A 13,715-nucleotide genomic window follows, 5' to 3' on the forward strand; every position below is an offset into this window, starting at 1 on the left:
GGGTGTATGACATGGAAAAAATTTCGCTGGAGGACCTCGTCGTTCGACTCGGGCAGGCGACTGTTGCGCGAGCGCTTGGCGTCAAGCCAGCGTCTATCGCAAAAGCTATCCGGACCCGCCGAAACATCGTTGTGACGGTGGCGGAAGATGGTTCTTTCGAAGCTCAAGAAACACGCCCGTTTCCTTCCCAAGAATACGTGTCATTACCTTCGCTCTCTAATGACACCGATGGCTCTAAGTCACCGCTTGACGGGGATTTTCAGCAGCCTAAAGGCTGTCATCTGCCATGAATATGTCCAACCCAAGACAGTTAACGATTTCTCGCGATCAGGTCTTGGTTGCCCATGCCGCCGAGATGATTGCGCGCACCGGGTTCAGCCAGGATGACTTCGCCCAGGCGTTGAGCTGCAATCTGCATCGTCAGATCCCTGCCAAGGCTGTCAGTAAGGACGTGCCCGACTTCGATGCACTTGCCCTGGGCAACGACACCACGTCGTTCCTGAGAGCATCAGGCTCTTGGCTGCGCCGTGTCGGGCGCTGGCTCAGTGGTGAGGTAGATCTGCCGAGCTGGATCGAGGAGTCATGGGTAGACGCGCTGGAAGGCGACTTTAAGGACTGCTGCATCAATGAGCTGGCCCACCGTCATGGGCTGACTGGTGCGCGCGAGCTGGATGGCGATGGGAACCCATTGGGGGCGTTCGGCCAACTGGTGGCCCGCCTGGGCAATACGGTCGCCCTGGGCAGCGAGATACTGGCTGACGGACGCATCGACATCGAGGACCTGGACAAGCTGCCTGAATTTGTCGATCGGCTACGTTCGGTCGAGGCTCGTTGCAGCGAACTGCGCTCGCGCGCCGAGAGTGTTCTGCTCGAGCAGCCCCCTAAGCCCCACCTGTCCCGGGTGAACTAGCCTCTGTGACTTCCCTGGGCAAGGACATCCACTCGCGATCGGCAAGCAGCCGCAAGGGCAGCCCCAACAAGGGCCGACCTGCTGTCGTTCATCGCGACAAGAAAGATCCGCACGCCGCCTTGCGCGCACCAATTCGAGCCCCACGGTACACAGCTCCGCGTCGTCTCACTGCCCAGCAACTGAAAAACCCTTTGCTACGCATGGCATTCTCGCGACTGAGCCAGATTGGCGAACTGCGCGGGCAGTACCTGCGCGACCTGGACACCATCCATGGTGGTCGCCGCACCCGTTCCGAGAAATTCGACGCTTTGGCCAAGGCATCCGAGCAAATGCTGCTGCGCCTGGACTTGGCCACCGGCGTCCTGGGATGGCTTGATATCGAGCGAGGGCAGTACTTCCTCAACACCCAGTGCGGTGTAGCTGAAGATAGCGATATGTCCCCTGCGTCTCTCAATCGCCTCATGCACAGCCTGGATCTGGCCGGTTACGTTTACCGGCGCATTGAAAAAGTGCAGCTGGAAGAAAAGGACGAGGCAGGACTTAACCTTGTGCGGACGCGCGTCCTGGTGCGCTTCACTGAAAAGTTCTTCGCTGACCTTGGCGTGCGCTACCTTTGGTTTCGGGCCAAGAAAGCGGCGATTAAGAAGAGGGAAAAGGAGCTTCGAGAGATCAGCGGGCTTCGTGCAGCGCGTCAAGAAAAGGCCTCCTTAGAGGAACTACGGCGACAGCAGTCCCGTAGGAACTGGGAAAAGAGCGAGGCGCGCAAGGCGGCTCAGACTCACAGTCAGTCAGAAATAATGACCCCGGCCAGCGGTTCATCCGGGGGCACCAAACCTCCCCTGAAGCCCGACAAGAGCTCAGGCGACGTTGACCAATCAGTGGCACGCCTACTGCGTAGCATCCAGGTCAAGAAAGACTCCACCCTTCCGAAATAATCGCGGCTCCCGCGAGGCCAGGCCACGCCTGTCCATCGAAAAAACACCTCACTCCTGTGCCAACTCTGCCGGCATGCACCGTCCTGCAGGCAAACGGCCACGTGCGCGCCCATTTTCCCTCGTCATTTCTCTGTGCCGCCGGCGTTTGGAAAAGGCATCCAGGATCCCTTTGAATTAAATGGAATTTTAAACCCCACTCAGCATCCCCAAAGGGTATAAAAAAGAGACTTTCGAGGTGTCCACAGGGTCAGTGTGTTGGGTACAAGATGATGCCTTCGCCCAAGGGCTCAGTTCGCTGCGCTCAGCTTTTTATGAGGATCGCGGGCTACGCGCCCGCCCAGCGGCAGGGCAGTGCCCTGCACCCATGCTGGATGCCCTGCACTCCGTGCCGGGGATCCTGCGGGCTCAAAGCGGCAATTGGGCGCGCCGAGGTGAGCTGCAAGTTTCACGGGCAGCGCTCGCGGGCAGTATCGGTCGGCGCTGCTCAGATTTTTGGGTGCGAATTTGTCGGACAACCGGCCGCTGCGCGGGTTCCGCCGCGCCGAGATTGTTAGTATCAGCTCAGATTGTGCTGGCGGCTTATATGCCTGCGGTGCAGGCATTGCGATGCATGATTCGAGATCGATGTTGAGAGATGCCCATTGTGGGCACGGGAGCGGAGAGGCTTGGATGCGTCGGAGAGGTTGCGAACCTGGTCCTGTGGTCAGCCTCGTTGCGAGGAGCCGACCTGCAGGAACAGTTCTTGCTGCTGCTCCGCCGGCAAGCTTCTGATTCTCTCCAGTAGAAGTGTGTCGAAGCGTTGTCCCGGTGGCCGCAATGAGTGCTTGAAAGTCAGTTCGGATACCCATGTGTGTCCGCACTGCGCGTCCAAGCACTGGCAGTAAAGCTTCACATAGCCCCGGGTAATCTCCTCCCGTGAACTGATGCGCCCTTTGTGGTCGCAGGCCGTGCAGTAAATTCGCATGTTTCCCTCCCCAGGGTTGCAGAGCCATCATTATGCCGTCACCGATGGTGATAATCACTAAATACTGTCTATTTAGTCAGTGGTTTTTGCTTCTTCATCAGGGGTTCTCCAGCTAATTCTCCTGTCTTGTCGCAGGGTGTCGTTGACCTGGTTAAACAGCTGGCAGATCGGCCGGATCTCGTTGCTGGTGTAGACCCGATCGATCTTCTCGATATCACCAAAGCCGGCGCTGTTTTCCGGGATGATGCCGGCCAGCGCAGGGTTCATTCGCCAGGCGGCGATCACGTCGTTGCGGGTGATGTTCTTGACCTTCTCCAGCTCGTCCTTGGCCTGAAAATCCCCCACAGGAATGATCTGAATGGCGTTCTCCTTGCCGTTGGGAATGTTGACGAACATCGAGCGGAAGTTGCCCACGCCCTTGCTGGCACTGATCTGGGCACGCAGGTTTTCTTCGTCCTCTTCGGTCAGGTCCGGGTCGTTGGTGTAGAAGATGTAACCCGCGTGCGCGCCGTTGCTGTAGTAGCGCCGGCGGAACAGGGTCGCGGCTTCGTTGAGCAGTAGCGCCTGTAGGCCGCCCAGGTAATCCGGAATGCCGTAAATGGTCTGCTCGACGTCGTAATCCATGACGTGCTCGATCTCGTCCTGGTCGAAGTCCATGTACTTGTTGTCCGGCAGCAGCATCCGGAAACCGCCGTCTACCTTCACCCGCATGTTGATCGCCGGCAGGTGCTGCAGCTCCAGCACCTGGCCGAAAGCATTGGTATCGCGATAGAAGAACGCATCGCCGAACACCATGTAATCCAGACCTGCGCAGCCCATGGTCTGGGCACTGCAGCCGGCCGAGGGGATGAACTCACGCAGCAACAGGTTGCGCTTGAACTTCGGAATGGCGCCGTGGTGCGCGTTGGCGCGCAGCAGCTTGGCCAGGCCGGTGCGTGATACCGGCGGCTTGTAGATATCCCCGTCGTCGCTGGGGAACACCCCCACGTACTCGCCGATGTTCCCCGACAACACCTGCTCGGGTTCCCCGAAGGTGAATGCCCGCATGGGCTGAGGCTGTCGCACCTGCTGGTTGACCTGGCGTTTTTTGTGTCGAGGCTTGGGCATTGTTTCCACTCGTGACGTAGCGGCTGCGTCGCCGCTTGTTGGTGTTCAAGGGTTCGTTGGCCAGGGCGTGCATGACCGCCCAGGCGATGTCGGCGTGGCCGGTAGCATCGGTGCGTGAAGCGCTGTAGGTGACCTGGCCGCTGTTGGTGGTGCCGCGCTTGATGGTCAGGAATGCCTGGGCAATGTCGGTCCAGCCGGCTTCCCACTCGATGCGGCTACCCGAAATCGTGTCCTGGGCCTTGAGCACCAGGGCGTTTTTGGCTTCCAGGCTGTAGTGGATCGGCGTGGCTTTCGCGTAGAAATCGCGCACCAGGTCGAACACGCCGTAACCCACGCCTGTGACATCGATGCCGATGTGCTGGACGTTGAAACGCTCGGTGAGCTTCTTGACCTGGGCGGCCTGGTAGGTGAACGAGTGCCCCCGCCAGCTGTGTTTCTCCAGGATGCGGAACTTCGCCCCGGGTTCGAGTGGCGGCGCGATGACCACGCAGGTGGCATCGTCGCGGGTGCGGCTCGGATCGTAGCCCAGCCAGACCGGACTGTTGCCAAATGGCCGATCGTCGTCGGGCTTGTAGTCCTCCCACAGCGACAGGTCGGAGTAGCAGCGCTCCAGGTCCTTGAGGCTGAACGCGCTCTGTGTGCTGTCAATGAACTTGCAGTAGAACAGCTGCTGGAATTTGTCCTCGTCGTACTCCAGTTGCAGCTGCTCGAGGTCGAACAGATCGCAGCCGCCGTCGATCGCATCCTGGATGGTGATGGTCTTGCGCCATTGGCCGTCTGGGCATAGCGCGCCCTGGGTGTAGGCCGCTTCGATTGGCCAGCTGCCGCCGGCCTTTTTCCCGCGCTTGCTGTTGCGAAATTCCTCACCGGACCAGAAAGGATACGCCTGATGCGACACGGCGCTGGGCGTCGAGAAGTAGGTTTTGCGCCACTTCTTGTGGGTGCCCATGGCGCTGGCCACGGTGCTCAGCTTCTCGAAGTCGCGGATCCAGAAATATTCGTCGACGTAGACGTGCCCGTGGTAGCCCTGGGCGGTGCTGCTGTTGGTGCTGAGAAAGCGCAGCTCGGCGCCGTTGCTCAGGGTGATGGGGTTGCCAGTCAGCTCGATGCCGAACCACTGCTGAGCAAACTGGATGATGTAGCTGCGAAAAATCTCCGACTGCGATCGGCTGGCCGACAGGAACACCTGGTTGTCGCCGGTGAGCACCGCGTCCATGAACGCTTCGCCGGCGAAGTAGTAAGTCAGGCCCACCTGGCGACTTTTGAGGATGTTCCGGATCCGGCATGTCAGCGGGTTTTGTTTGGCCGCAAACAGCTCCTGCTGGTAGCGGTACATCTTGCTGATGAACTTATCCAGGAAGTCGACTTCGGTCAGGCCGCTGATGTCGTTCTTGGCCTTCTTCTCGCGTTTCTTGCCGCTACCTTCGCCACGGCCGGAGCGATCGCCCCGCGAACGCTGGCGAGATTCTTGGGGCTCGCCCTGGTCATCTCCGAGCGTTGCCGCTGGGGACGCCGGTTTGGCCGCTTGCTTGAGCAGCCGCTCGCGCACGCCGGTCAGTCGGTCCAGCTCGTTCAGATCGTCCTTTGACAGGCTGCCGACCTTGTCCAGGAGCAGGGTGATACGCCGACCGACAGCGGTCAGTGGTTCTTCGTCCGACAGCATGTCTTCCCAGCCGCCCTGGCGGATCCAGTAATAGACGATCCGGATGTTGGGCAGGTTGAGTTGCGCCTGAATTTCCTTGGCCTTACAGCGGCGCAGAAACAGACGTTTGGCGGCTTCTTTAACTTCGGTCGAGTAGTACATGAGCCGCAGTCTATGCGGCGAAAACGCTGGAAACGCGGGGTTAAATTCCGCGTTTCTCCTAGATCGCGAATCTAGGAGAAACGCGCAGTTGAACCGTTTGTTAGAGGGCGTTTGGCTCCATATCTTGGCGGCTCAAATCACCGATTGAGCGCAGTTATCGCCCATGCCCCGTTCCCTTGTTTCGTTCTGGAAACGTGTCGCCACCAGCGGCACCACCGCCGATGGTCGCGAGATCCTTCCCCAGGAACTGCGCGACATCGCTGAGACCTACAAGCCGTCCAAGTACACCGCTGTGATTTGGTGTGACCACGAACGCTGGTCGGGTTCCCACGGCACCGTCTATGCCTTGCGGCTGGTGGAAGAGGGCGACGATCTGGAAGAGGGGCAAATTGCTCTGGAAGCCCAGCTCAAGCCCAACGATCGACTGCTGTACCTGAATGACCAGGGCCAGAAGTTGTTCACCAGCATCGAGATCACCCCGAACTTCGCCGGCAGTGGCAAAGCCTATCTGACCGGCCTGGGCGTGACCGATGAACCCGCCAGCTTGGGCACTCAGGAACTCTACTTTTCAAAGAAAACCCACAAAGACGCCTTTTACGCCGCGTCCGTTGAGCTGGGCTCATTCGAAGAAGAACCCCAGGGCGAAGTCGGCAAGCTGATCGGCTTGCTCACCGGCCTGTTCAAGCGCTTTGCAGCGGACACCGAGCCTGCCAAACCTACCCCCCCAACCGAGAGCAAACCCCCAATGGATGAAGCTACCGCAACGGCCTTAAAAGCCCTGCTGGCGCAGCTGCTGGTTGTCGCTGCCGGCATTCAGGCTGTGATTGAGCCTGCAGCTGAAGAGGCACCAGAACCCGATCAAGCACCGATCGACGACGTCACTGCAGCAGTCGACGCGATCGTCACCACTGCCGAAGAAGAGCGCGAATTCAGTCGCAACGGCGGTGCTTCGAACAAAGCCGTGCTGGCTGCACTGGTTGGTCTGCAAAAGCAGTTCACTGCGATTCAGAACACTCCCACCGGTCGCCAGTTGCCGCGCAATGCTGGCCCGGTGACCACCGCCAAGAAGAAGGTGCTCTGACATGGCCCAGCCACTGAGCGCCAATGGCGCCAAGCAATTTTCCGCACTGCAGCTGGCAATGGCTGAGTCCTACGGCGTCGAACGTGCCAGTCGCATGTTCAGCGTCGAGCCTTCGATCGCGCAGGAACTGAACGACGCGATCACCGCCAAGGCTGACTTCCTGGAGCGCATCAACGTCATCCCGGTCAGTGAGATCAAGGGTGAAAAGGTGTTCATCGGTGTCAATGGTCCGGTCACTGGCCGCGTCAACACCAAGACCACTGACCGCGATGCCAAGGACGCGTCGGCGCTGGAACACACCACCTACGAGCTGGTGGATACCCAGTCCGATGTGGGCTTGCCGTACGCCAAGATCGATGCCTGGGCGAAATTCCCCGACTTCCAGGATCGTTATTCCGCCGCTGTGCAGAAGCGCATTGCCCAGGACCGGATTGTCATTGGCTTCAACGGCACCAGCGCGGCTACTCAGACCGACCTGGCGGCCAATCCCAAGCTGCAGGACGTGAACAAAGGCTGGTTGCAACAACTGCGTGAGCAGGCCCCGCAGCAGGTGCTCAAAGAGGGTGCCACTGCTGGCAAGGTCAAGTTGGGCGCCGGTGGCGACTACGCCAATCTTGATGCCCTGGTGCACGACACCAAACAAATGGTCGACGAGATCCTGCGCGAAGACGGTGACCTGGTCGCCATCATCGGCACCGACTTGCTCGCCGCTGACAAGGCCAAGCTGTACACCAAACAAGGTGATGCCCCGACCGAGAAAGAGCGTATCGAAAACGCCCAGGTCATCGCGACCTATGGCGGCCTGCCGGCGTTCAGCGTGCCGAACTTCCCGGTCAACGCCGTGCTGGTCACCAGCTGGGACAACCTGTCGATCTACTTCCAGGACACCAGCTGGCGCAAGCAGACGGTTGATAACCCGAAACGCTCCCGCGTCGAGGACTACAACAGCCGCAACGAAGGTTACGTGATCGAGCAGTTGGAGAAGATCGCTCTGACCGAGAACGTGGAGCTGGTGGCGTGAGTCTGGCCCTGGCGCACAAGCGCCGCACCCTGGCCTTGGGTGTAGTTGCTGTAGCTGCAGGCGTTTCGAGTGCAGCCATGGCGTACACCCCGGCTGACGCGTTGAGCAGCCCGGCCAATGCCCGCAAACACTTGCTGCTGCAGGAAGCGGCGCTGGACGTGGATCTGCAACGCCTGAGTGACCTCAAGAACCTGGCCAGCAAACAATCGCTCAAGCGCGAAGAGCTGCTGCCCAAGTACCAGGAGTACGTCCAGCGCTATTGCGAATCGGGGCTGAACTTTCCGAACCGCGTTGTGGTGCAGGTGATGGTCTGGCTGTTCGACACCGCCCAGTTTGAAGATGCCTTGGAACTGGCGGACTTCCTGATCGAGCAGGGTCAGCAGATGCCGGAGCGCTTCAAGCGCCGCGACATCCAGACCTTTGTCGCGGATGCCGTCATCGAGTGGGCTTACGCCGAATACAACGCCACCCGTAGCCCGGAACCTTATCTGTCCGACCTGTTGCCTCGTGTAGACGGCGAATGGGACCTGACAGAGCAGATCCCGAGCAAGTACCACAAGTTGATCGGCATGCGCGCCCAGGATGCTCAGCAGTGGGAAACCGCGATCAAGCATCTGGAACGTTCAACCGCGTTGCACGCGGCAGCTGGTAACAACACCCGCATCGAGAAATGCCGCAAGGCATTGGCCAAGGAACTGGCAAAAACACCGGCCACATCGGCCTCCGAATAACCGACTACCCCCCCAGCGGGGACCTGTGGAAGTGAGCAGCCCATTTATGGACCGTCCCACTGAAAACAGGCTCCCCGCCCTATTTGAGTGGCCAGCAATGAGCTTTTCCGGGAAACCCACCACCTTTGTGGAACAGGCGATCGAGAACGACGGCTTTTGGCCGAACCTCTCCGTGGCTGAGTTTCAGAAGGGTTACCGCCTGCCGGCGGAGTACCTGGTAGACATGCTGGCCACTGAGTTGACCACGGCGATGATTGAGGTCAGCGCCGATCTGGCCACCGTGAAATCCATCCTGCAGGTCTCTGGAGTGTCGAATTTGGAGGCCGCATCCGGTGCGGCAAGCCCCGCTGAGTGGGCATACGCCCACAAGGTCATGCTCTACAAACGTGCCGTGTACTGCCGCGCCAAGGCCAGCTTGCTGACTCAGTTCGCCACTGTGACGCGCCGCGAAAGTGCGGAAAACACTGGCAAGGAACTGCCGGAGCGTGGCGAGACCTTCTTGCAGTTCAGCCAGCAAGCCGTCCGGTCGCTGCAGGGCCGTGGCCGAATCACGGCGGCACTGCTATGACCAAGCTCAAGGCGCTGACCGCGTACCTGATCGAACGCCAACTCGTGGCGCCCGAGCAGCTCGACAGCTGGACTGACCAGGTCAACCTAGAGCTGATCTGGAAGCCGGGCGAGCAGGGTATGCACATGGGCGATATGAACTACACCGCGACCATTGTGCTCGAGCGCTTCGCCGATCACCCCGGCCGTCTGATGGCGCTGGTCGGAAGCTGGCTGGAAACCAATGACGACGACCGCGACGACCTGCAGCCGGCGGTATTCGACATCACCATGCTCGACGACGATCTGGCTGACGTCGACATCAAGCTGGAATTCACCGAGCCCCAGTACCTGGCCGAAGACCCCGACGGCGAAATCATCGCTTACGGAAAGACCTGGTCGTTCGTCCCGTTCGATTTGTGGGTGGCAGAGCGCGGCGAGGTGATCGGCGATGGCGCGTAGCACCTTCGAACTCGACGTGCGCGGTTACCTGGGTGTTCAGGAACAACTGGCACTGCTGAGTCTGCCGCCACAGTTGCGCCGGCGTCTGTTGAACAACGTCACCAAGCGCGTGCGCAGCATGAGCCGCCAACGGATCCGCAGCCAGCAGAACGTCGATGGCACTCCGTTCGCACCGCGCAAGGGCGACGGTAAGGGCAAAAAGAAGATGGAAGCGGGCCTCGGCAAATTGCTGATGGTCACCCGTGTGAATGCCGATGAGGCCGAGCTGGGCTGGCGCAACACGCTGACCCGCTGGGTGGCATCGCAGCAACACAACGGCGTGTCGGAACGCCGCACCGCCGCGCAGATGCGCAAATGGAACAAAACACCTCCCGGCCTCGCTGCGACGGAAAAGCAGGCCAAGCGCCTGCGTCGTCTGGGTTTCAAGGTCCGGCAGGAAGGCAAAAAGAGCCTCACACGTCCGTCTGTGGCGTGGATTCAAGAGCACGTGAACTACGCCAAGGCGGGTCTGTTGATCCGCATCCTGGACGACCAAAAAACCGAATCCACTGGTGCGCAAAGCTGGGACATCACCCTGCCAAAACGCCAGTTCCTCGGCGTGAGCACCGATCGGGACACCAGCCTGCTGGTTAACCAGGTGCTGCAACAAATCCTTAATTCTCCCCGCTAGCGAGGCACTGCATGGCACTCGGCAAAGTCAGCGTTAACAACCTCAATCTCAGCCAGGGCGCTGTGACAGCGGTTGAACGCTATTTCCTTTTCATCGGTGTCGGCGCCAAAAACGTCGGCTCGCTGATTCCCTTGAACACTGACAGCGATCTGGATGTACAGCTCGGCATCCCGGTCAGCGATCTGAAAACCCAAATCACCGCTGCGCGCCTGAATGGCGGCGATCGCTGGGCCTGCTTGTCCGCTCCCATCGCCGCTAATGGCGGGTGGCAAGACGCACTGCAGAAGGCTCAGCAGCAAGGCTACTCGGTTGAAGGTGTCGTGATCACGACACCGGTTGAAGACGGAGCTGATCTGTCGGCAATGCACGACGCTGCCGTAGAACTGAGCAATACCTTCGGTCGCCGTGTTTTTGTGATGGCGGCCACCGCCGGCATCGATCCGACGAAGACCTGGGCGGAATACCTGACCGCGCAGAAGGCAATCACGCTGAATCTGTCCGCACCGCGTGTCCTGGTCGTGCCGCAGCTGCACGGCAACGATTTGGGCGTTCTGGCTGGTCGTCTGGCCAATGCCGCTACCAGCATCGCCGACAGTCCGATGCGCGTGGCCTCTGGTTCTTTGCTGGGCTTGGGGCCTGTGCCGTCCGACAAAGATGGCGTGCCCCTGCAGTCTGCGCTGCGTGCCGAGCTGGACAAGGCGCGCTTCTCGGTCAGCCAGACGTATCCGGACTACCCAGGCGTGTACTGGGGCGACGGCAACATGCTCGATGCACCGGGCAGCGATTTCCTGGTGATCGAATACCTGCGTGTCACCGACAAGGCCGCTCGCCAGATCCGCCCGCTGCTGATCCGCCGCGTCGCCGATCGCCGCTTGAACAACTCTCCCAACAGCATGGCCGTGAACGTCAACGCCCTGATGGCGCCCCTGCGTGCCATGGCGAAGTCCACCACCTTCGCTGGCCAAGTATTCCCGGGCGAGATCGAGCAGCCCAGGGACGGCGACATCGTTCTGTCCTGGACCAGCAAAACCAGCGTCGAGGCGTACATCAAGCTGCGCCCCCTCAACTGCCCGAAAGACCTGACCGCGAACATCGCGCTGGATCTTTCCACCGACGATACGGAGTAACCCATGGCGGCAAAGATTGGCGGTAAGAACTTTGACGTGAACCTGGGCGATCTGCAGGTACACGTCGAGAGCTGCACCCTGGATATCACGGACAACACCGCCGTGGCGCAGACCAAAGGCGTGCCCAACGGCCACGTCGACGGGGATGTGGCCGCTGCCGGCGAGATCGAGCTGGACACCACTAACTTCAACCTGCTGATCGAAGCGGCCAAAACCGCCGGCAGCTTCCGGGCATTGGAACCGTTCGACGTCGTGTTCTTCGCCAAGGCCGGTGAAGAAGAGCTGCGCATCGAGGCGTTCGGTTGCAAGTTGCGCCTGTCCAGCCTGCTGAGCATCGATCCCAAAGGTGCCGAGAAGAACAAGCACAAGATCCCGTACGACGTCACCAGTCCGGACTTCGTGAAGATCAACGGCGTGCCGTACCTGGACGCGGCTGAGATCGAGGGTCTGACCTGATGGTTTGCCCGTTCGACCGTGCCCAGGCGCTTGAGCTGCGGCAGCGCGAGCAAGCCATCAAGGCACAACTGGCGTGCAAGCGGCCGAGCGGGCCAAGCCGCACCCATTGCGAGGACTGCGACAACGAGATTCCAGCTGCGCGCCAGGCGCTCGGCGGGATGACGCGTTGCGTGCCTTGCCAGTCCATTTTTGAAAGAGAGGTTCGGCGATGAGCGCGAATCAGGTTGCCCAGGACACTGCCGTTGCCTTGGCCAAGGCGTCACCCGCAATTGGTGTGGCTGCCACTGGTGTAACGGGCACCGTCGATTGGTCGGCGGTCGCCTACATGCTGACCGCGCTTTACATGGTGCTGCAGATCCTGCTGCTGGTCCCCAAGTACCGTCAGATGCTGCGCGACTGGAAGGTCAAGCTATGAGCCTGCGTAACAAGATCGTAGCCGGCGCTCTGGTGCTCTGCAGCGGCACGCTGACAGCCTTCCTCGGCACTTGGGAAGGCAACGGGCAGAACGTCGTCTATGCCGACAAACTGGCCGGGGGACTGCCGACTGTGTGCATGGGCATCACCCGTCACACCAGCCCCGTGCCGGTGATTGTGGGCGACTACTGGTCCGACGCTCGCTGCGCCGAGGTGGAAAGCCTGGTGGTTCGCAAGGGCCAGCTGCAGCTGGCTGACTGTCTGAGCAATGAGGCGATCGGCCAAAACACCTTCGACGCGCTCAGCAGCCACGGACACAACGTCGGCACCGCCAACACCTGCGCCAGTCGTGCAGTGGGCCTGATCAACGCCGGTCGCATTGCCGAAGGCTGCAAGGCCTTGGCCTGGGCGTCTGACGGCAGAACACCAGTCTGGTCGTACGTCACCAACGCCCAGGGCAAAAAAGTGTTCGTACCCGGGCTACATAACCGGCGCCGGGCCGAAGCGGAGCTGTGCGCCAAATGAACATCGGCCCTCTGCAGCTGTTACTTCGCACCTTGCTCGTCGGCTTCGTGCTCTGGACCGCATTCGATTGGGTCATGGATCAACGCGACGACGCGATACGCGAACGTGACAGCGCGGTGAGCGAACGGGACGGATTGCGCGAGGCGGCCCGGATCAGCGGCGAAATGCTCGCGGCCCGCGACCGGATTGACCAACAACGCACCCGGGAATTGAACGATGAACAGAACAAAAACCTTGCTCTGCGCCGCGCTGTTGACGATGGCGTTAAGCGGCTGCCAGTCCGTGCCACCTGCACCGTCCCCGTCGTGCCCGCCACCACCGGCGCCGGCGGCGTGGCTGATGCAGGCACCGCCGAACTCGCAGCAGACGCTAGACCGGATTATTTCACCCTCCGAGATCAGCTCGCCCTGAGCAAGCAAATGATTCTCGGCCTGCAGGACCACCTACTGCTGGTAATTCAACGTTCACCGGCGGCAACCCCCAACCCTCAAATGGATGCACCCCAATGACTGACGTAAACCGCGACATCACCCTGGAAATCGGCGACGCAGAATTCCTGTTCCACCTGACGCCGGCGGACGTGACGAAGTACTTCAACTCCACCACCAACAACAACAAGGTGGCACCGGCCAACAACCTGCTGGTGAGTACCGTGCAGCAGGAGCAGAAAGCCGCGCTCAAGACACTGCTGGCCAACCCGGTGCAAACCATGACCATCGCCGGCGCGCTCCTGGAGGAGTACGCCCCGGACGTTGAAATCATCGTAAAAAAGTCCTCGGGCACGCTGAAGGCCTGAAGGAAGACGGGTTAGGGCAGCTCGTTGCCCTGACCTCCCGCTGGCTACCTGGTGCAGAGCCCACGATTGAAAGCATGGGCACGGCCAAGTGGCTGGAAGACGAACACTGGCGCCGGATGGAGATCGCTGTTGCCAACGGCATCGCCTACGCGCTGAACGGATAGGA

General features: G+C 60.4%; 20 protein-coding genes. 17 read left to right on the plus strand and 3 right to left on the minus strand.

Features of this window, described 5'->3' with window-relative positions:
• Positions 1–11 precede the first annotated feature (11 nt).
• The 3 genes from EJA72_RS26260 to EJA72_RS26270 all read left to right on the plus strand — a co-directional run bounded on the left by EJA72_RS26260 (position 12) and on the right by EJA72_RS26270 (position 1,845).
• Positions 12–290, plus strand: coding sequence for a Cro/CI family transcriptional regulator (locus EJA72_RS26260; RefSeq protein ID WP_157714785.1), 279 nt, complete (start codon positions 12–14; stop codon positions 288–290).
• Entirely contained in the window at positions 287–910 is a 624-nt protein-coding gene (locus EJA72_RS26265) for a hypothetical protein (protein WP_157714786.1), read from the plus strand. Before EJA72_RS26260 ends, EJA72_RS26265 begins: the two co-directional genes overlap by 4 nt.
• Before the next feature lie 200 nt (positions 911–1,110).
• Positions 1,111–1,845 (plus strand): hypothetical protein, encoded by a 735-nt coding sequence (locus EJA72_RS26270; protein WP_157714866.1) that lies wholly within the window; start codon positions 1,111–1,113, stop codon positions 1,843–1,845.
• Between the two features lie 703 nt (positions 1,846–2,548).
• Here the strand turns inward: EJA72_RS26270 and EJA72_RS26275 are convergent.
• The 3 genes from EJA72_RS26275 to EJA72_RS29440 all read right to left on the minus strand — a co-directional run bounded on the left by EJA72_RS26275 (position 2,549) and on the right by EJA72_RS29440 (position 5,720).
• Positions 2,549–2,809 carry an ogr/Delta-like zinc finger family protein gene (locus EJA72_RS26275; RefSeq protein WP_157714787.1) on the minus strand — a complete coding sequence of 87 codons (261 nt, stop codon included), beginning with the start codon at positions 2,807–2,809 and terminating at the stop codon, positions 2,549–2,551.
• 72 nt (positions 2,810–2,881) lie between these two features.
• On the minus strand, positions 2,882–3,724 hold the full coding sequence (locus EJA72_RS26280) for a phage portal protein (protein ID WP_256679779.1): 843 nt from the start codon (positions 3,722–3,724) through the stop codon (positions 2,882–2,884).
• Positions 3,663–5,720 (minus strand): terminase large subunit domain-containing protein, encoded by a 2,058-nt coding sequence (locus tag EJA72_RS29440; protein ID WP_157714789.1) that lies wholly within the window; start codon positions 5,718–5,720, stop codon positions 3,663–3,665. The genes EJA72_RS26280 and EJA72_RS29440 overlap by 62 nt, the downstream gene beginning before the upstream one ends.
• A gap of 163 nt (positions 5,721–5,883) precedes the next feature.
• On the opposite strand from EJA72_RS29440, the gene EJA72_RS26290 reads away from it, so the two are divergent.
• The 14 genes from EJA72_RS26290 (at position 5,884) to EJA72_RS29870 (ending at position 13,713) form a co-directional block, all read left to right on the plus strand.
• A complete protein-coding gene (locus EJA72_RS26290; protein WP_157714790.1) occupies positions 5,884–6,801 on the plus strand; it encodes a GPO family capsid scaffolding protein in 918 nt (305 codons plus the stop codon).
• A 1-nt stretch (position 6,802) separates the two neighbouring features.
• On the plus strand, positions 6,803–7,822 hold the full coding sequence (locus EJA72_RS26295) for a phage major capsid protein, P2 family (RefSeq protein ID WP_157714791.1): 1,020 nt from the start codon (positions 6,803–6,805) through the stop codon (positions 7,820–7,822).
• A complete protein-coding gene (gene gpM, locus EJA72_RS26300) occupies positions 7,819–8,553 on the plus strand; it encodes a phage terminase small subunit (RefSeq protein WP_178129594.1) in 735 nt (244 codons plus the stop codon). Before EJA72_RS26295 ends, gpM begins: the two co-directional genes overlap by 4 nt.
• A gap of 97 nt (positions 8,554–8,650) precedes the next feature.
• Positions 8,651–9,121, plus strand: coding sequence for a head completion/stabilization protein (locus EJA72_RS26305; RefSeq protein ID WP_157714792.1), 471 nt, complete (start codon positions 8,651–8,653; stop codon positions 9,119–9,121).
• Entirely contained in the window at positions 9,118–9,561 is a 444-nt protein-coding gene (locus EJA72_RS26310) for a phage tail protein (RefSeq protein WP_157714793.1), read from the plus strand. Before EJA72_RS26305 ends, EJA72_RS26310 begins: the two co-directional genes overlap by 4 nt.
• The gene (locus EJA72_RS26315; protein WP_157714794.1) at positions 9,551–10,231 is read left to right on the plus strand and encodes a phage virion morphogenesis protein; all 681 of its coding nucleotides are present in this window, start codon (positions 9,551–9,553) and stop codon (positions 10,229–10,231) included. Before EJA72_RS26310 ends, EJA72_RS26315 begins: the two co-directional genes overlap by 11 nt.
• An 11-nt stretch (positions 10,232–10,242) precedes the next feature.
• Positions 10,243–11,358, plus strand: a complete 1,116-nt coding sequence (locus tag EJA72_RS26320; protein ID WP_157714795.1) for a DUF2586 domain-containing protein — start codon at positions 10,243–10,245, stop codon at positions 11,356–11,358.
• A 3-nt stretch (positions 11,359–11,361) separates the two neighbouring features.
• Positions 11,362–11,814, plus strand: coding sequence for a DUF2597 family protein (locus EJA72_RS26325; protein ID WP_157714796.1), 453 nt, complete (start codon positions 11,362–11,364; stop codon positions 11,812–11,814).
• On the plus strand, positions 11,814–12,026 hold the full coding sequence (locus tag EJA72_RS26330; RefSeq protein ID WP_157714797.1) for a TraR/DksA family transcriptional regulator: 213 nt from the start codon (positions 11,814–11,816) through the stop codon (positions 12,024–12,026). Before EJA72_RS26325 ends, EJA72_RS26330 begins: the two co-directional genes overlap by 1 nt.
• Positions 12,023–12,229 carry a hypothetical protein gene (locus tag EJA72_RS26335; RefSeq protein ID WP_157714798.1) on the plus strand — a complete coding sequence of 69 codons (207 nt, stop codon included), beginning with the start codon at positions 12,023–12,025 and terminating at the stop codon, positions 12,227–12,229. Before EJA72_RS26330 ends, EJA72_RS26335 begins: the two co-directional genes overlap by 4 nt.
• Entirely contained in the window at positions 12,226–12,753 is a 528-nt protein-coding gene (locus EJA72_RS26340; RefSeq protein WP_157714799.1) for a lysozyme, read from the plus strand. The genes EJA72_RS26335 and EJA72_RS26340 overlap by 4 nt, the downstream gene beginning before the upstream one ends.
• Positions 12,750–13,262 (plus strand): lysis system i-spanin subunit Rz, encoded by a 513-nt coding sequence (locus EJA72_RS26345; RefSeq protein WP_157714800.1) that lies wholly within the window; start codon positions 12,750–12,752, stop codon positions 13,260–13,262. Before EJA72_RS26340 ends, EJA72_RS26345 begins: the two co-directional genes overlap by 4 nt.
• Positions 13,259–13,549, plus strand: coding sequence for a putative phage tail assembly chaperone (locus EJA72_RS26350; RefSeq protein WP_157714801.1), 291 nt, complete (start codon positions 13,259–13,261; stop codon positions 13,547–13,549). The genes EJA72_RS26345 and EJA72_RS26350 overlap by 4 nt, the downstream gene beginning before the upstream one ends.
• Positions 13,546–13,713 (plus strand): hypothetical protein, encoded by a 168-nt coding sequence (locus EJA72_RS29870; RefSeq protein ID WP_372240752.1) that lies wholly within the window; start codon positions 13,546–13,548, stop codon positions 13,711–13,713. Before EJA72_RS26350 ends, EJA72_RS29870 begins: the two co-directional genes overlap by 4 nt.
• Positions 13,714–13,715: the final 2 nt, after the last annotated feature.

Origin of the sequence: Pseudomonas sp. PB120 (genome assembly GCF_009761815.1) — a bacterium.
Taxonomy (GTDB): Bacteria; Pseudomonadota; Gammaproteobacteria; order Pseudomonadales; family Pseudomonadaceae; genus Aquipseudomonas.